General features: G+C 26.5%; 20 protein-coding genes. 19 read left to right on the top strand and 1 reads right to left on the bottom strand.

Annotated elements, in window-relative coordinates; genetic code table 11:
* Window positions 1-2: 2 nt before the first annotated feature.
* Both HCG70_RS17800 and HCG70_RS11135 read left to right on the top strand, forming a co-directional pair.
* Window positions 3-383, top strand: coding sequence for a JAB domain-containing protein (locus HCG70_RS17800; RefSeq protein WP_367881833.1), 381 nt, complete (start codon window positions 3-5; stop codon window positions 381-383).
* A 731-nt stretch (window positions 384-1114) separates the two neighbouring features.
* Window positions 1115-2230: a replication initiation protein gene (locus HCG70_RS11135; protein ID WP_221697757.1), complete on the top strand. Its 1116-nt coding sequence runs from the start codon at window positions 1115-1117 to the stop codon at window positions 2228-2230.
* Window positions 2231-2257: 27 nt separating this feature from the next.
* Here HCG70_RS11135 and HCG70_RS11140 read toward each other — a convergent pair whose 3' ends face one another.
* On the bottom strand, window positions 2258-2746 hold the full coding sequence (locus tag HCG70_RS11140) for a hypothetical protein (protein WP_221697758.1): 489 nt from the start codon (window positions 2744-2746) through the stop codon (window positions 2258-2260).
* Between the two features lie 323 nt (window positions 2747-3069).
* Here HCG70_RS11140 and HCG70_RS11145 point away from each other — a divergent pair, with 323 nt between their 5' ends.
* From HCG70_RS11145 to HCG70_RS11225, 17 genes are all read left to right on the top strand, one after another.
* Window positions 3070-4251 carry a ParM/StbA family protein gene (locus HCG70_RS11145; RefSeq protein ID WP_221697759.1) on the top strand — a complete coding sequence of 394 codons (1182 nt, stop codon included), beginning with the start codon at window positions 3070-3072 and terminating at the stop codon, window positions 4249-4251.
* Window positions 4252-4270: 19 nt separating this feature from the next.
* Window positions 4271-4654 carry a hypothetical protein gene (locus HCG70_RS11150; protein ID WP_055291723.1) on the top strand — a complete coding sequence of 128 codons (384 nt, stop codon included), beginning with the start codon at window positions 4271-4273 and terminating at the stop codon, window positions 4652-4654.
* 329 nt (window positions 4655-4983) lie between these two features.
* The gene (locus HCG70_RS11155) at window positions 4984-5958 is read left to right on the top strand and encodes a hypothetical protein (RefSeq protein ID WP_221697760.1); all 975 of its coding nucleotides are present in this window, start codon (window positions 4984-4986) and stop codon (window positions 5956-5958) included.
* 75 nt (window positions 5959-6033) lie between these two features.
* The gene (locus tag HCG70_RS11160) at window positions 6034-6294 is read left to right on the top strand and encodes a hypothetical protein (RefSeq protein ID WP_221697761.1); all 261 of its coding nucleotides are present in this window, start codon (window positions 6034-6036) and stop codon (window positions 6292-6294) included.
* A gap of 131 nt (window positions 6295-6425) precedes the next feature.
* Window positions 6426-7028 carry a Type 1 glutamine amidotransferase-like domain-containing protein gene (locus HCG70_RS11165; RefSeq protein ID WP_154820764.1) on the top strand — a complete coding sequence of 201 codons (603 nt, stop codon included), beginning with the start codon at window positions 6426-6428 and terminating at the stop codon, window positions 7026-7028.
* A gap of 142 nt (window positions 7029-7170) precedes the next feature.
* Window positions 7171-8376 carry an exonuclease domain-containing protein gene (locus tag HCG70_RS11170; RefSeq protein ID WP_221697762.1) on the top strand — a complete coding sequence of 402 codons (1206 nt, stop codon included), beginning with the start codon at window positions 7171-7173 and terminating at the stop codon, window positions 8374-8376.
* A complete protein-coding gene (locus HCG70_RS11175; RefSeq protein ID WP_221697763.1) occupies window positions 8369-8527 on the top strand; it encodes a DUF3970 family protein in 159 nt (52 codons plus the stop codon). Before HCG70_RS11170 ends, HCG70_RS11175 begins: the two co-directional genes overlap by 8 nt.
* Window positions 8528-8596: 69 nt before the next feature.
* Window positions 8597-9112: a hypothetical protein gene (locus tag HCG70_RS11180; RefSeq protein ID WP_221697764.1), complete on the top strand. Its 516-nt coding sequence runs from the start codon at window positions 8597-8599 to the stop codon at window positions 9110-9112.
* A 421-nt stretch (window positions 9113-9533) separates the two neighbouring features.
* Window positions 9534-9752 (top strand): hypothetical protein, encoded by a 219-nt coding sequence (locus HCG70_RS11185; protein WP_221697765.1) that lies wholly within the window; start codon window positions 9534-9536, stop codon window positions 9750-9752.
* 78 nt (window positions 9753-9830) lie between these two features.
* Window positions 9831-10580, top strand: a complete 750-nt coding sequence (locus HCG70_RS11190; protein WP_221697766.1) for a ParA family protein — start codon at window positions 9831-9833, stop codon at window positions 10578-10580.
* Between the two features lie 68 nt (window positions 10581-10648).
* The gene (locus tag HCG70_RS11195; RefSeq protein ID WP_221697767.1) at window positions 10649-11953 is read left to right on the top strand and encodes a ParB N-terminal domain-containing protein; all 1305 of its coding nucleotides are present in this window, start codon (window positions 10649-10651) and stop codon (window positions 11951-11953) included.
* An 82-nt stretch (window positions 11954-12035) separates the two neighbouring features.
* Entirely contained in the window at window positions 12036-12968 is a 933-nt protein-coding gene (locus HCG70_RS11200; protein WP_221697768.1) for a GNAT family N-acetyltransferase, read from the top strand.
* A 451-nt stretch (window positions 12969-13419) separates the two neighbouring features.
* Window positions 13420-13713, top strand: a complete 294-nt coding sequence (locus HCG70_RS11205) for a hypothetical protein (protein ID WP_221697769.1) — start codon at window positions 13420-13422, stop codon at window positions 13711-13713.
* A 57-nt stretch (window positions 13714-13770) separates the two neighbouring features.
* Window positions 13771-14106 (top strand): hypothetical protein, encoded by a 336-nt coding sequence (locus tag HCG70_RS11210; protein ID WP_221697770.1) that lies wholly within the window; start codon window positions 13771-13773, stop codon window positions 14104-14106.
* Window positions 14107-14801: 695 nt separating this feature from the next.
* Window positions 14802-16682: a group II intron reverse transcriptase/maturase gene (ltrA, locus tag HCG70_RS11215; protein ID WP_186860815.1), complete on the top strand. Its 1881-nt coding sequence runs from the start codon at window positions 14802-14804 to the stop codon at window positions 16680-16682.
* Window positions 16683-16809: 127 nt separating this feature from the next.
* A complete protein-coding gene (locus tag HCG70_RS11220) occupies window positions 16810-17385 on the top strand; it encodes a hypothetical protein (protein WP_221697771.1) in 576 nt (191 codons plus the stop codon).
* 447 nt (window positions 17386-17832) lie between these two features.
* Window positions 17833-18501, top strand: a complete 669-nt coding sequence (locus tag HCG70_RS11225; protein ID WP_221697772.1) for a PBECR4 domain-containing protein — start codon at window positions 17833-17835, stop codon at window positions 18499-18501.
* Window positions 18502-18696 lie beyond the last annotated feature (195 nt).

The following is an 18696-nucleotide window of genomic DNA, read 5'->3' on the forward strand; positions in this document are numbered from 1 at the left end:
TTTTGAGAAAAAAACTTTCCTCATCTATTGATACTTATAATTATATAAAAAAATTTTTTAATAATTATGATAAAGAATTTTTACTATCTATCACTCTTGATTCAAAAAACTACATATCATCAATATCTATTGTTTCAATTGGTTCTATTAATACTTTGAATACTACACCTTCTGAAGTTTTCAAAACTGCTATAATAACTAATTCTACTAGTATAATTCTAGTTCATAATCATCCTAGTGGTGATCCTACTCCAAGTAATCATGATATTAAAGAAACTTTACTTTTTAATAAAAGTAGTAAGATTCTTGGTATTAATTTTTTAGACCATATTATTATTGGAGATAATAATTTTTTTAGTTTTAAAAAACATAATATTATTTAATTTTTTTGTTTATTTTAACTATATTTTTGATATAATATAAATAAGAAAAGGTTAGTGCTACTAACACTAACCTAATCAGAACATTTTTAGCTTTCGGGCTATTGGTGAAATTTAATGATTTTTAAATTAAGAAAAAAGCACGCTATTTGCTAGATGGGTGCTTTTTTTCTTTGCTTTGGATTTTTATATTCAAACCAAGTATCTTTACCTGTAATTCCAATGAAAAGTCCTTGTTATGTTTCAATATCATTCTAATTAGAGCTAATACTATAACCCCGATTATTATAATCTCCTGCATCTCCAATACCACCACCTTTTGCTCATTAGTGATAAATCACCAATAGCCAAGGTGGAAAAATGTACAAACCACCGTACCCATCTTTGTACGATATATAGATAAATAAATTATAGCATATTTCCGTATTATATTTATGAAAAAATAATTATTATTTTACATAATAATTCAACAGTAGTTTAATGTATTTAAAGTTTTTAATGTATTTAATGTATTTAGACAAGCTACAAATGGCTATTTTACTATATTTAGGAAGGATAAATAGTACCTTTTGGGACTTAAATAGTACCTTTTGGGACTTAAATAGTACCTTTTGGGATTTAATTAGTACCTTTTGGGATTTAATTAGTACCTTTTGGGATTTAATTAGTACTTGACTGGCAAATGGTACTAGTTGTATATTTATAGTATACTTTTAAAATAGAGAGGTTAGAAAATGGATAATAACGAGATTTTATTTAAACCAAATGGTTTAATATTGGCTAGTGCTAATAAAACTATAACTAGTTCTGAGTTTAAATTATATGATACTTTACTACAAAGATGTCAAATAACAAAGGATTTAAATTGGCGAACTGCAAAACTAAGCAGAGAGGAAATTAAAAGCATAATAACTAATAATGATAAAACAACGATTGAAGAAATTAAAAAAGTATTAGACAAATTTATAGGGGTAAATATTAAATTTAAATTAGGGAGAAGGGATTACTCAGCAACCTTAATAGCTGAGTATATTTATGACAATGATTTAGATATTTTTACTTGTAGTATGAGCGAAAATGTTTATATGGCATTAATGACTTATACAGAATTTGGGTATAGCCCAATTGATTTAAAGATGGTTAGACAGGCAAAAGGATTTTATACACAAAAAATATATCAGATGCTAAGAATATGGAGCAGAAATAATATTTCTGTAACTAAAACATACTTAGTTGAACAAATTAAAGAAGTATGTGATATTTTCCCTGGAACTTCATATGATGTTTATGGTAATTTTAAAAAGAAAGTATTGAAACCAGCTATAAAAGAAATAAACGAAAAATTAAATATGAAAGTTGAATATGAAGAGTTAAAATCAGGACGAAGAGTAACACAAATTAAATTTACTTGTACTGATTTTGAAACTAGACAATATGAATTTAGCAGTGATGATGTAATAGTAGAAGCCAATGCTCCATGCAAAGATAATTCTTATGAAAAAATATTTAAGGAATATGGTATGAAACCAATAGCAATAAGTACATTAGAAAAACTTGAAAAGGAATATGGAACCGAATTATTAGAAAATGCTATTTGTATAATGGGGGAAAATAATAAAAAGAAAAAGATTGGAGCTCCAGTAAAATATTTAACTTCTGTTCTTTCAAATATAAAAGAAAATGATCCAAATATAAATCCAAAATCTTTTGTTAATTTCGAGCCTGGTACTTCTGAAGAAAAATTAAAAGAAATTGAAGATACTTTGTTATATGGTAGCGATAATGATAAAACAATAGATGAAACTAATGAGCTTCCTATTTGTTTGAAAAATTTTTTAGAAAGTAAATAGCAAAGGTGTTCCCTAGGAACACTTTTGCTATTTATTCATAAAATCTAATAATGCTATTGCTATACAATCTTTTTGACATAATTTATTTTCTTTACAATACGCTACAAATTTATCTACTACATTCTTATATGTTTTAAATGATCTAGCTTTTATTTCACCTTCCAGTTTATACTCTGTATTCGTCTTATTATAATTTTTTGCAATAACTTTTAATATCTTTATTTCTTCTTGTGTTAAAAAGTGTTCTTCGGGAACACTTTTAGTTTTATTATCATTTTTAATAATATCTTCTTTTGTTTTTTTAACATTTGGTATTTCTTTAGTATTATCATTATTTTCTTTTATTTTTATATATTGTCTTTTATTATTATCAAATTTATATCCATTTTTATTTAGCTTTTTTCTTATTGAATCTTTTCCAACTTTCATTTCTTTTTCTATTTGACCTACGTTTAATCCTATTTTTAGTTTTTTATTTACATATTTAACAATTTCATCAATATTTATATCAACCATACAAATTCTCCTTAAAATATATTTGTAACATACCATATTATCATTATAACATATATATGTTAAAAATTAACATAATATTGATAATACAATGTTATTGTATTTTTAATACAAATGTAATACATTATCATTGCATTTGTATTTCATTTGCATTAAAATCGAAAAATATATTACATTTGAAATATATTTTTATTATATTCGCATTACATTTTTATTATATTTATATATTTTGTATTGATTTTGTATTACGAATATATTACAATGTAAATATGAAATATATTTGTAATACATTTTTATTAATAACGTATTGTATGGAGGGATTTAGGATGAATGATAAAGAAATTATATTAAAAGTAGGAAATGATAACGGGAATAGTGAGCATGATTTAATAATTAACGGTGTTTCAATAGCTCAACCTAATGTTTTTGCTAAGGTTAGAAAGTTACCTAATTTAGATGAAGTAAACAAGGAATATGTTTTAGAAAATATTTCTGATAATTTAATAGTTACTTGTGAAGATCCATCAGGTATATATTATATTGGAAATTATGCTTTGAAATCAGGGCAAAAAGTTAGAAATATTGAAGTTGGAATAGATAATAATAAAATTGAAAGTGATATAGTAATGGTTAATACTTTATCTCAAATTGCTGGATTTGGAGTAAGGGAATACTATAATAAATTTAATAATTTTGATGATATTATTAACATAAAGGTTGATATGACAACTGCTTTACCTATTAGTTACTATTCACATAAAAAGTCATTAGAGTTTGCAGATAAGTTCTTAAATAAATCACATATAGTAACAGTTCATGTTGGTAATTCAATAGCTAGGGTTAAAATAGATTTTGAATTTGTTAAAGTAATACCTGAAGGTGTAACAAGCATTTTCGCTTTAAAAGAATGTGATAACAATATATTTAAAGAATATAATCTTAAAAATAATAGTAAGCTAAATAATGATTATTTTAAAGATGCTAGAGTTCTTCATGCAGCTATAGGTGAAGGTACTTCTGAATTTCCTATAACTAAGGGAATAGAATTTAATCCAGACTTTATAAAAGGTACTAATAATGGAATAGGTCATGCTATAGATAAAGCTATTGAGGAATTTAAAGCATTAAAAGGATTAAGCAAATTTAGTAGACAAGATTATTCAAGAATATTAATTGATAATAGTCATAAATTCCATGATGATGCTATGGAAATTGTAGAACAATATATAGATGAAGAATCAGAAGAAATATTACATCATATTAAAACTGAAATTCAAAAAGCTAATAATGAAATTGATGTTGTTTGTGTATATGGTGGTGGTTCTATCTTTATGAGAAATTATTTAGAAGCAAACTTAAAGAATTTCTGTGATAGAGCTGAGATTAAACTTCTTTATATTCCAAAAGAATACGCTGTTACTTTAGAAGCTAAAGGTTTATACAATTTTGCTAACAGTAAAATTTTCGGAGTTTTAAAATCTAAGTATATTCAATCTAAAAATAAGTAATTCGGGTAGGTGAAATTTTATGGCTGATACTCAAAAAAAGAAAAGATCTGTATATTCATTTGGACTTAAAAAAACTGATAGTCCTATTATTAAAGAGTTTATAGAGAATCAAACTAATTTTTCTGAAACTGTAAGGTATTTAATTTATAAATATGTTTCTGAAAATAATACTGATGATATTTCTTATAAATTTAATGAGTTACTTTTTAATAATGCTATATCTTTAAAAGCAAATAATAGTGAAAATATTAATACAAGCTCAAGTAACACAAATGTAACACATAATGTTACTAATACTAATTCTGAAATTATTCCATCTATTAATGAAGTAAATTATAGTAATGAAATTAGTTGTGATGATGATTCTTTAGTAACTGAAGATATTCCTGATTGTTATAAATAGAAATTATGATTTTATGAAGAAAATAGTAAAAAAGTGTTCCTTGGGAACACTTTTTTACTACTTATTTTATGAAATTTATATAATAACAATAAATTAATATAAAGTGTTCTCTGAGAACACTTTATTATTTTTTCTTTTAATTTATAGAAAAACAAAACTAAATTCACATCAATTTTGATTAATATACTAATATTTATTAATAGTATATTAAAAATACAAATATACTATTAATATACTAATTTATTTTAGTATATTAATTTTAGAAAACAATATACTGCTCTTGCGAATAGTGATATAATATAAGTATAGATAAAAATATTGGAGGGCTTATGATGAAAGAAGAAACTATAAAAGAGAAAAAGAAGCAAAAAGCACCATTAGGAATTAGACCTAGTGATTATGTTGAGCAAAAATTTAAAAGTATGGCTGATGATGAAGGTATATCTCAAACTAAATTATTTGAAAAAATATTTTGGAATTTTACAAAAAACTCAAATGAAGCATTAAAGCTACAATCTTTAGACTGTAGTTTAGAATTACAATCTATTAGTGGTGCTTCATCAACTTTAATAAAAGCTATAGATAAAATTGTTACAAAGGCTCAATTAGAAATTATGTCTAAAAATAGAGAGCTTGAAACTATTAAAGATGCTTCAGATAAAAAGATAGAATTAGCTAATATTGAGTTAGCTAATAGAGTTAAGGAATTAGAATTAAAAAATAAGGAACTGGAAGAGCAGCTAAGTAATTCTAATGCTATTGTAGTTGGATTTAATACAGTAAAAGGTGAACTAGATTCAAAAATAGAAAACCTTAATAAAACTGTAGTTGAATTAAATAATGATATAAAAGAAAAGGATAAGATCATTCAAGATAAAAATAAGGAAATTTTAAATAGTTCTAAGGCTATTGAGAATATGGAAAAAGAAATAGCATTAATAAAAGAGCAGAAAGTAATTTTAGAAGGGAAAAATGCAAGTTTACAAGTTAATGTTGAAATGCTACAAGGAACTATTAATACTTTTAATTCTATAAAGAAAACTGAAATTGAAGCTATTAAAGATAATGAAGCTATAATAAGCCAATTAAGGTTTGATAAATTAAAAGCTGAATATGAAAATGAAATATCGAAACTTAATAATATTATGGAAACATTAAAGGAAAATGTTGAGTTTAAATCAGATGAATTAAACTCAATAAAAGAATCATTGAATAATGTAATATCTTCTAAAAATTTAGAAATAGAGGTGTTAACTAAAGAAAATAAAGATTTAAAAAATATGAAGAAAAAAGATATTGAGTAATTATATTGCAGAATTAGTATGGAGAAAAATTTATGAGAAGAAATTTGTTTATATTAAAAATTAGATGGAGGTTATATGGATATTCTTGATAATTCTAATAAAAATAATTCCCTAAATAATATTGTGTTAATTTGTATTAAATCGGTTGCAAATAATCCTAAAATTTACGAAGGAAGTGCTTGGGATTTCATTAAATTTACAAATACTTTTGAAGCTAAAATAAGAAATGTGTTTACTGATGAAATTATAGAAGTGTCATCTTTAACATTAGTTTGTAATTTTATAAAAATAAAACATGATCCAGGCATTGGGAGATCAGTCGTTGTAGATAAATAAATTAGAACATAATTTGAAATAAGTGCGACAGAAATGTTATTTGAAAATTGAATAATACAGCATTGGATAAAGATGTTATAATAATATTAAGTTACAGATAAATAAATTAGAATTTACAAAGGAGATTATAGATGAAATTGTTTTTATGTTCACACTTTTCAAGTGTAGGAAATCTGATAAAAGAAGAACTTGAAAATAAGAAAGTTGCATTTATTCCGACAGCTTCAATTCACGAAGGCTATACAGGTTATGTGGGTTCCGCTAGAAAATTATTCAAAAAAATAGGATCAATATTAACAGAAATTGATATTTCAAAGGAGGAATATTCAACAATTAAATCTGTTTTCGAAGAAGCAGATATTATTTATTTTACTGGTGGAAATTCATTTTTTCTTATTGACCAATTACGAAAATCGGGAGCCGATGAATTGCTGAAGAGAGAAATGACGAATGGAAAACTAATGATTGGTGAGTCAGCAGGTGCAATTATATGTGCTTCAACAATCACATATATTGAACAAATGGATGAGAAACCAGAGGATTATTCACAAGAAGATGATAAGGGTCTTAATTTAGTTGATTTTTATGTCCTTCCACATTATCTTACTGCACCATTTAAGAAAGTTACCAAAAAGATATTGGCTGAATTTTCGGATTTGAATATTTGCCCAATTAACAATCATCAGGCAATTATCGTGAATGATAAATTTTCAAAAGTAATTTGCATTGATTAGTTTACAAATTCCAGTTTATTGATTAGCTTATTTAAGAGATAAAGAGAAGAAAACTAAAAATATGATAAAAATACTGTATTATTCAAAAATGAATTTACAGTATTTTTTTATTCGCAATTCAAAAAAATTGAGGGGAGAAATTATGAAATATAGAAAAGTTGTTTTAGATTTTGAAACTACTGGATTAAGGGCTAAATATGATGAAATATTACAAGTAAGTGCCATAGATCAAGATGGAAATGTTTTAATAGATGAATATTGTAAACCTAAAAATATTACTAGTTGGGAAGAAGCAGAAGCAATACATAAAATTAGTCCAGCTATGGTTTTAGATAAAAAGCCTTTTGAAGATTATGTTGAAATTTTAAGTGATATATTAACTAATGCTGCTGAAATTATTATTTATAATGCAGATTTTGAAGTAGGATTCTTAAATAAGTATGGAGTTAAATTTAACAATAATATTTATGATTTAATGTTAGAATTTGCTGAAATATATGGTCAATGGAATGAATTTTATGGAAACTACACTTGGAAATCATTAAATGATTGTTGTTTGTACTATGGGTATTATTTAGATAATGCTCACGATAGTTTAGCTGATTGTAAAGCAACTTTATACTGTTATAACAAAGTGATAAATAAAGAAGATAGATATGATGGAAAAGAATATGTCGGAAAAACAGTTAAAGAATTTTTAAATGAAGCATGGGTAAGGGTTAATAATAATTCTATAAAATTAAGGGTTTATCCTATTGGAGCCAAAAGAATTAAAGGTTATTTTTATGGTGAAATTAAAAATTATGATGATTTTAAATACCAGGAATTATTAGAGTGTAAAATACATGATATATCCTATAATTCCCCTAAATCTTTTTCTATTTATGTTGATAGTTTTTTACAAGGTGATTATGATTTATTGAAGGAAGAAGTAGAAAACTTAAAGAAAAAAAACTCTGAATTAAAAGAAGAAAATAAAGAATTAAGAAATGCTAGATATGAAAATTATAGGTTATATAGAGAAGAAAATGAGAAGGTTGTTAAGTTAGAGAAAAAAATAAAGAAGATGAAGGAAAAATTAGGTCTAGTATTGAGGGAAAAAAAGAAAGTGCCTGTTTTAAATAGTTATGGTTTCTATACTGCTGAATATTGTAGAACTACTAAAAAGCCTATGATCCAGCAAAGTGAATATAGAGCATTTAAAGATGTTTTGTTATCTAAAACTAGGTGTAAAGAAATTAAACAGCCAGTTTATGAAGGTGAAGAGATTTACGCATTTCTTAGGGTAAGAAATGGTTATTGTGCTTTGTATTATAGAAATGTTAAGGTAGGTAAGAAAGATGATTAAAATTAGATTAACTTATGCTGATGATGAAGAAAAAGATATTGCTATAGAAAAAATTAAAGAGAATTTTGAAGTTTTAAATATAAGTAGAGAATATAAAGGGCCTGGAAATAGCCAATATTCCAATGTTTATATTGATGTTAATAATAAGTAAGCAAAATATGCTTTATACAATAATTAAATAAAAAGTAATTAATTAAAATTTATTATAATTGGGTGGATTATGAAAAGAGAAACTTTAAATAAAATGATAGAAAATTATAAAATTTTAAAAGAGATATCTTACAAATTAGAAAATCCAGGAGTTTTTAATATAGTCGTTTCAGAAGAAGAATTTATTGAAAATGTTAAAAAGATAGATTTATTATATAAAGATTTTTGGGAATCTGAAATAGAAAAAGAGCTTCTTAAAGAAACAAAATTTTCTCAAACATTAACTTTTTCAGAAAATATAAAAAGTGAAAAAGTTTATCTAAAAGATATTATAGGTGTTACTCACCCTAATTATTCATATTTACCATGGATTATAGCTTTACCTTTATTAAAGAGATTTGATAAAAATTTTCCTAAAAATGAAGAAGAAAAAGAAGAATTATTTAATAAGATGCAAAATAATTCATTTGATGAAAAATTAAAGTTAGTAAAAGATGATGGTAAATATTACATATATGAAGGGCATAACCGAATAATAATATGTAAATGTTTAGGATTAGAATATTTAAAAGCAGATATCCTCTAAGTTGAAATTTAATTGATTCTATTATCCATCACCCACTTAAAACGCTTCAATAAGCTAATATATCCCATTACTTTACATTGTTCCATCTACCGAGCGACCACTGTAAAGCAAAGAATATCTAAGCTTATTTTTGCTATAAGCGTGTACCCGATGAAGTGCATCCAAGTAGGTAAGAAGTCCTTAGGGACTTCTTTTTTTATCTTGTTTTTTTGAGGCACTAGCCTATCATATTTCCGTTCAAGTTGTAAAGCCATTCCATAAAATTTTTTGTCGGCCAACTGAATCTGCAGTTAGCAGCCCAAAATTTTTACTCCATTTTCCTTTACAACTCACTCCAATATGTAGTCTTAGGCTCAACAAAAAAACAACAACACGACGGTAGGAGTGCTAATTTAAAGTTTATATTTTAGGAGTTGATAGTATGTGCCAATACAAAATTTTCTTATCTGCTACTGATAAAAAGATAGCTGATAAATCAAAAATGAGAGTTGACCTTTTGGGGGATATGAAAATTAAAGATATTGAGGAATTAAAAGATTTCAATATTTTATATGTTTCCCAAGGGCATGAATATTTAGTATCTATCAAAGGTAAGAAAGTACCTCGTAAAGTTAGATACATACAAGTTTTTAAAAAGTAATTAATCGGTGTCCCCCAGGGACATCACAATATAAATAAATATCAAATAAAAATATTTTAAAGAAAGAAGGAATTAATTATGAAAAAAGTATCAATTTTTAATATAAAAGGTGGAGTAGCAAAAACAACATCAACTGCTAATTTAGGCGCTTGTTTAAGCCAAGAAGGTAAAAAGGTATTATTAGTAGACCTTGACCCTCAAAGCAACCTTACAAAGCTATTTAAAGCCTATAGTATGGAAGATTTAACTGTATCAGATGTTTTACTTGATAAGCATTTAGATATACATAAGGCAATAAAGAAAACAGATTTTGAGAATATAGATATTTTACCTGCTAATATAAAATTAACCTTTGCTGATAGAAGTATTCTTATTGATAATACAAGAAGTCAGCAAAACAGATTATCAAAGGCTCTTAAAAATATCAATAATGAATATGACTATTGTTTGATAGATTGTCCACCTAGTCTAAATATGATTACAACTAATGCTCTATGTGCTTCTGATGAAGTTTTTGTTCCTATTAAGATTGATAAATTTGCTCTTGATGGACTTGAATATTTACTAGAAAGTATTGAAGAAATGAAAGACGAATTTAATCCAAATCTTAATTTTAAAGGTTGTTTTATAACAATGGATAGTGCAACAACAGTAAATAGGCTTATAAAGAAAGAACTTAAAAATCTACTAGGAGATAAGATGTTTAATACTACAATAAAACAAAATGTTAAGGTAGTTGAAAGTACCTTTGATTGTCCAGTAGTATTCAGCAATAAAAAGGCTAGGGCAAGTATTAATTATAAGGAACTTTGTAAAGAAGTGTTTTAAAAATGTAGGTGTCCTTCGGGGACACCCCCCAATAAAAAGTAGTTAAATAAAGAAAGGTTGTTATAAATATGAGTAAGAAATTTTCATTAAGCGAGGGAATGTTAAATCAAGTATCACAAAATGTTAAGAAAGCAAATGAAATTGAAGCTAAAAACAACTTCAATGTTCAATATATAGATATAAAAGATATTGAAAGAAATAAGAAAAATTTCTATGAAATAGTTAATGTAGATGAATTGGCAGAAGATATAAAAATGAATGGATTAAACCATAATTTAGTAGTTAGAAAATTAGATAATGGAAAATATGAGTTAATAAGTGGTGAGAGAAGATATACAGCTCTTACAAAATTAGTTGAAGAAGGTAATAAAATATTTGCTTTAGTTCCTTGTAAGGTTATTGAAGCAAATGATATTGATAGTGAAATTATTCTTATTCAAGCTAATGCTCAAACAAGAGAATTAACAGAAATAGAGAAACTTGAACAAGTAAAAAGACTTACTGAACTATATAGAACTAAAAAGAAAAATGGTGAGAAAGTTCCAGGAAAGATAAGAGAAATAATTGCCAATGACTTAAAATTATCTCCAACACAAGTAGGAAGATATGAAAGAATAAATAAAAATCTTATTCCCGAACTTAGTGAAATATTAAAAAGTGGTGGACTTACAATCGCTAATGCAAGTGAATTTGCAAGTTTAAGTGAAGAAAATCAAAAGGTAATTTTAGATATAATAAATAATAAAGTTGAAATTAGTAAGGAGGAAGCTACAGAGTTAAAAGTAAAGCTAAAGAAACTTGAACAAGAAAAAGCTGATGAACTTAAAAAGTTAGAAAATGAAAAGTTAGTTGAAATAAGAAAAATAGAAAATGAAAAATCAGTTGAGATAAAAAGAATAGAGAATGAGAAAGACGAAGCTCTTAGAAGTAAGAAACTTATAAGTGATGAAGTTTTAAGATTAAAAAGTGAATTAGATAAAAGTGAAAATAAGTCGGAGGAAGAAATAAAGGCGCTTGAAAATCAATTAAGAGAAGAACTTAAAAAAGATTTAGATAATAAATATTTAGCAGAAATTGAAAATATAAAAAATGAAGCTAATTCTAATAAAGAAGAAAAGGAACGTTATAGAAAAGAATTAGAAGAAATGAAAGCAAAGTCTAAAGAGAATAAAGATAAATCTGATGAATTTAAAGAAAATTATAAATTAGTAGCAGATTTAAAAAGCGTGTATCAAGGTTTAGTATCTATCCTTAAACAACATAGAAAAATGAAAGATAATAAAATTGTTATAACTGATGATATATTAGAACAACTTGATAAAACTATGATGGCTACTTCAATTCTTAGAACTTTGAAAGATGAAATAAAATAAAGTTTAAAGTGTTCCTCGGGAACACTTTAACTTCAAATTGAAATATTATAATATACTATTAAATAAAAGGGAGTTGATATTAATGATAAAAGATATAATTAATATAATAAAGGATAATATTAATAACAAGAAAAATATAGATAACACTTATGTAACACAAAATGTTGCTATTGATGATTTTAAAAATAATAAACATGATAGCCAAATAAATTTAGAAAATGATTTTAAATGGTTAGATAAAATTTTATATTGTTCACTTGAACAAGAAATAAACTTAGCAATTAATAAAGACATGATTGGTACTATGGAATATAGTTATATTCTAAAATCTTATAAAATTACTGGAGTATCTAATAGTATTACACTAGAACTTGAAAGAAAAGGAGATGCTTACAGAATAAGTTTTAATGATATATATAATATTAAATCTGCTGGTCCTAAAATATGGATTTATCAAAAAGATTTAACTTGGAGAATTTATCACTATGTTGATGAAATAAAGTTTTCTTCTTTAGAAGAAAACTTTATTTCAAAAAACCTCGAATTACAAGAAGATATTCAAATTTATATGAAATATAAAGATATTGATAATTTGCTTTATAATGTAGAATATTTTAAATATTCTTATAGGTTGTCTAATGTTGATATTTCCCAAGAAGAAATGATAGATAAACTTGGTAATGAAATAATTCTAGTAAATATATTAGATAGTAAAAATTCTTTTGATAAGCATGGAACAATAACTGCATTTTCTAAATATGGAAAAGAAGGAATATTTGATTATAAGTTAAATAGTGATTATATTTACATAATAGATATGCAACCTAATAATCATTCACAAGGTCTTGGTAGCAAAGCTTTAGAACTTATGGAGAATACTGCTAGAAAACATGGTATTACAAAATTAAAAGGTAGCTTATCTCCTGTAGATTTTGAACATAAAGACCGCTTAATCTATTTTTATGAGAAAAATGGTTTTACTATTGAAGGCTATAAGTTAATTAAAAACTTATAAAGTTAATAATTATAAAGATTAATAAATTAAATAATAAATATTTTTATTTTAAAAGTATGTTATTTTTCCAGGCACTAATCCCATCACCCAATTATAACGCTTCAATAAGCTAAGATATTCTACTACTTTACATTGTTCCATCTATCCGAGCGACCAATCTAAAGCAAAGAATATCTAAGCTTCTTTTTGCTATAATCGGGTCCCGATGGAGTGCATCCAAATAGGTAAGAAGTCCCCAAAGGACTTCTTTTTTTATCTTGTTTTTTTGATGTACCAGCCTATCATATCTCCATTCAAGTTGTAAAGCCATTCCATAAAATTTTTTGTCGGCCATGATCCTTACCAGGAATAGCAGCCAAAAATTTTTACTTCATTTTCCTTTACAACTCACTTCTATATGTAGTCTTAGGCTCAACAAAAAAACAACAACATGAAAGGAATGGTGCTATCTATGAAGTTAAGAGTAGTTATGACAAATGGAATTAATTATTTAATTGAAAGTGGAGAATTTAAAGATAAAGATTTGATGTCAGCTTTATTAAAATTCCATTCTGATGATTGGGGAATTTTATGTAATGAAGATAAAGAATTTCAAAATGAATTATTAAAAAATCCCAATTCAAAGTATGAAGATATATTTATGGGAGTTTATATGATAAATAAACATAAAATTTGGATTATGAGTGAGTATGATTATTCAATAAAAAGTTTATTAATCACTATCTTACTTCCTGAAGAATACTAATCAAAAGGTGTTCTTCGGGAACACCTTTTATAAATAATAAGTAAAGGAGATGTCAAAATGAAAAGTATAGTTTCTTATCCAAATAGGGGAGAGTACGGAAATAATAAATATAGGGGAAATGTTACAGGAAAATTATTAATAGATTTACATTCAGTTTATAAGTTTGATGAAATAAGTGATTATATGAGTGGAAGCTTCACAACTGCTGATGTTGGTAGAGAGTTAAATATAGTAACTAATTGTTATGACTTAAATGGCTTACAAGGAGAAAGTTCAAAATTTGACTTGATAGAAAATGATATTAAAGAAAGAAATAATTTCATATATTGGCATCCACCTTATTGGGATATGTGCGTTTTGTTTCTGCACAACACTCTTGGAAACAAGAACTAAAAGCAGACATGAAATTCTTATAATAGGAATTCATGAACTCTATAATTGAAATTACAGGTGAAAATCCTGAATGGTGTAAATGTAGGTACACTAAAACCTAATCCTCCGACATGCTGACCATTTCTATTAATAGTTGGTATGAAGCTCGGTGAAGACACGTGAAAATCGACCTGAGATGGTAGAGAAGTAATGTGGGGTGCTAAAAAATTACTATGTGTATTGGAGCTATTTGCTTGATAGCTAGGAAGAATCGTGGAAGGCACGCTTCGTGAAGTAGGGTAAATCGAACTGAAGATTTATAATCCCGAAGGGGATTTCAGTCGCAGTAAAGGCTTATGTTCTCCTTGTTACTGCTTATATCCAAAAAGGATATGAGTTCTTAATCCACCTACAGAGGATAAAAGAATGGCTGACGGAGTAGACACGGACACTAAGGTAATATGTAAAGCTAGATTATAGGGAACAAAAGAAGCCTGATAGATAATGCTAAGCATAATAGAATGTGATGTATCTAAATAGTAGGAAATGACTATTGAAATCAGGTGGCAGCAGCCCGTAGTAGTTCGAGATAGGGAAAGCCTATTACATGGCGAAGGGGCATAGTCAATTTTATAATTAACAAATTAGCAAGTTTTGAGGAAGCCGTTGTGCATACCTGACTAAAACCTAAACAAAATCCGAAAGGAGGAATGTTTATGGCTCAAAAATTCAAAGCACCTAAAAGCGAAACAGAACTAAAGAAAATTCAAGATGAAATGTACAGGATAACATCCAAGTGCATTGAATCTAAAGAAATACCTAAGTTTAAAGGACTGGTAGAAATAATGTCTAGTGAAGTTGTCATAATGACTGCTATCCATAATATCAAAGCAAATAAAGGCTCGAAAACTCCAGGGATAGACCAAAAGATTATTGATAAAGATTACTTACAAAAAGATTATTATGAGGTTGTAACTGATATTCAAAATAGTTTTACAAACTATAAACCTGATATGGTGCGTAGGAAATGGATTCCTAAACCCGGAAAACAAGAAAAGCGACCATTGGGAATTCCAACGATTAAAGATAGGATAGTTCAGGAATGTGTAAGATTAATTATTGAACCAATTCTCGAAGCTCAATTCTTTCAACACTCTTATGGATTTCGTCCTTGGCGAGATACTCATATGGCTTTAGAAAGAGTTAAAGACCAAGTCCACAGAATAGGTTACTACTGGATAGTTGAAGGGGATATAAGTAGATTCTTTGATAATGTTAATCATACAATATTAATTAAGAAGCTATATCACATGGGTATAGCAGATAGAAGAATATTAATGATTATCAAAGAAATGCTTAAAGCTGGAATAATGGATGAATGTAAGAAAAATGAATTAGGAACACCACAGGGTGGAATCATAAGTCCAATTCTAGCAAATGTCTACTTACACCAAATGGATAAATGGATTACTAGGGAATGGGAAAACAAAGTTACCCAAAATAATTATTCAAGTAAAAGAAATCAATATCAATCTTTACACAGGTACTCAAACCTTAAACCTGCATATCTGATAAGATATGCAGATGATTGGATACTCCTAACTGATAGTAAAGAACACGCTGAAAAATGGAAATACAGAATTTCAAAATTCTTAGAAACTAATTTAAAGCTAAAACTATCAGATGAAAAGACGTTGATAACTAACATCAAAGAGAAGCCAATACATTTTGTTGGATTCACTTACAAGGTAATCAAAGAGCCTAGCATGAGAAAAGGATATAAGCCAGTCGTAAGACCACAACAAGAAAGAATTGATAAGAAATTACTAGAAATTATTCAAGACATTAAAATGTTAAGACTACCAATGACTAAAGAGAACTTAATTGAAAGTATTAGCAAAATAAACTCTAAGATAAGGGGTATTATAAATTATTACAGTGCAGCCAATATGGTATATTTTAGTTTAGCTAAATACCATAGAAGAATAACGACAGTTGCAATGAACTCATTAAGGAGAAAAGGAGTTATCTTCAAACCTGCACGTGAAGTAAATAACTTGATAGCATTACATTCTAACTATTCAACATGGATACCGGCAATCAAATTACCTAATGAACAATTAATAGGTATAACATCACCGGCATTTTGTAAATATCAGAAAACTTACAACAAGAACCAGGAAGAAACACCGTTTTCTAGTAAAGGAAGAGAGTTGCATTTAAAAAGAACACGTAAGCAACTATCATTAGCTAGAATGGAAGAAATCTTACAAGTTCCTGAAATTATTAAATTTAATAAGTATGACAAATCAAAGGAAATATATAATTATGAGTACTTTATGAATAGAATGTATGCTTTCAATAGAGATAAAGGAAGATGTAAAATTTGCGGAGAGCCTATAATAAACGGAGATAAATTTCACTGTCACCATATAAGCACAAACCTTCCCTTACAACAAATAAACAAAGTTCAAAACCTGTTATCGACACATAGTAAATGCAATAAGCTAATACATGAAAAGATAAGCCAATATGGATTTTCAGACAAAGCAATCAAAAACGCAATAAAATATAGGAAAAAGCTAATTGTTAATTAAATAAAATTGATGGAACGCTGGATGCGATGAAAGTCGCACGTCCGGTGTGAAACAGGGGAAAACAACTCTTAACAGGTAATGCTGAAGATGATTGTTACCTATTGTTATTATCAAATATAGTGGTCATATGTATGGAGATACCCCTTTAAAGAATGATTTATCACATATCAAAGATTATCAAGAATTTATAAAAGCTATTAATTATTGCCTGGCAAAACAATACGCTAGTTTAAAAGTTGGAGGAAGAATGGCTATATTAATGGCTGATATTAAGAAAAATAAAAGGCTTTACTCAATGCTCCTTGATATGAATAAACTAGGAACTGTTGAACAAATAGTTATAAAAGAACAATTTAATTGTATGAGCGACAGTAGAAAATATTATAATGAAAATTTCATAAGAATAGCACATGAATATTGTTTAATACTTAGAAAAGATGAACCTTTAATTTTAGATTATATGATTACTAAACAAGGAAAAATAGATTTAAGGGATAGCTTAAATATAACTTGGAAAGACCTTGTAGCTTCTGTAATGGAAAGTTTAGGTGGAAAATCTAATTTAGAAAATATCTATAAAAAATTAGAAGGTTATAAAAAAACATCTAATAATCAAAATTGGAAAGCTAAAGTAAGGCAAACCCTTCAAATTAATCCTAATTTATTTAAAAATATAGAACGTGGGATATGGGCAATAGCTTAAAAAAATTAATAGTCATAGATAACTATGCCTATTAATTTTTAGAGAAAATTTTTTTAAAAAATTTTCTCTATTTTGATTAATCTTTTTTAAAAGATTTCTTATGTATTCTGATTAAATTTTTTGAAGAAAATTTAATCATTTTATTTATAATTTTTATTGAAAAAAATTGGACAATTTATTTATATTTTTTATAAAGAAATTTGAGCATTTTGTTGACTATAATTATAGTAATGCTATAATTATAATATAAATAGATTTTTGGGTGTACTGACACCATAATAATCTGAAAGATTTACGTGATTTAATTGCACGTCGTTGGTAGGCAACAGAACAACCTAAAAGATTTGCGTGATTTAATTGCACGCCGTTGGCAGACAACAGAAAAATCAGTTAATTTGGAGTATATGTACTTAGTACAGATACTCCATTTTTTATACAGGGGGATATATGGCAAAACTAAATAAAGATGATGTTTTAAAAACTATAATTAAATCTGCTAATCTTTATAAGAAAAATTTAGTTAACAAAAATTTTCTTATAGTTTCTAAAAATAGAAATGAACCTTATAACTTTTGGGAATTAAAATTTGAGAAAAAACAATTTTTACACCTTGTTGGTGTTAAGACCAATCTTTCTTCTAAACATTTTTACACAAAAGCAACAACTAAAAAATTATCTATTAATGATTTTGAACCTAGAACTGATGGTACTACAGAACTTAAACTTGCTGTTCTACCTACTTTGATGGAATTTAAAAATTCTGTTAGAATGATAGGACATTATTTAGAAGATTGTTCTCCTAGATTGCTTACTGAAGTTTTAGCTGGAAATGTTCGTGGAGCTTTAGGTTTTGTTCCTGATGAAAAATCTGATTTAGTTCCAAATACTTGTTTAAGTTGTAACACTAAAGTACGTTCAAACTCTGCTAGAATTGTATTAATGTTATCTAAAAATTTTAGTGATAAAGAATATTCAACTATCGAATATATAGCCAAAGATAATTTTAATATTGATGAATTAAAAGAATTTGATAGTCCTTTTAAAGAAATCTTTAATAATTTATTTGATGATGATATTTCAGATTTAGTTGCAATAGATTCTGAAAATTTAAATTAGACAAGCTTTAATATTTTTAGTTCAATAATACATAATAATATTTTTTTAATTCCTGGCACTAATCCCATCACCCAATTATAACGCTGCAATAAGCTAAGATATTCTATTACTTTATCTTGTTCCATCTATCCGAGCGACCAATCTAAAGCAAAGAATATCTAAGCTTCTTTTTGCTATAATCGGGTCCCGATGGAG

The organism is Clostridium sp. K04 (assembly GCF_019734375.1).
GTDB lineage: Bacteria > Bacillota > Clostridia > Clostridiales > Clostridiaceae > Clostridium > Clostridium saudiense.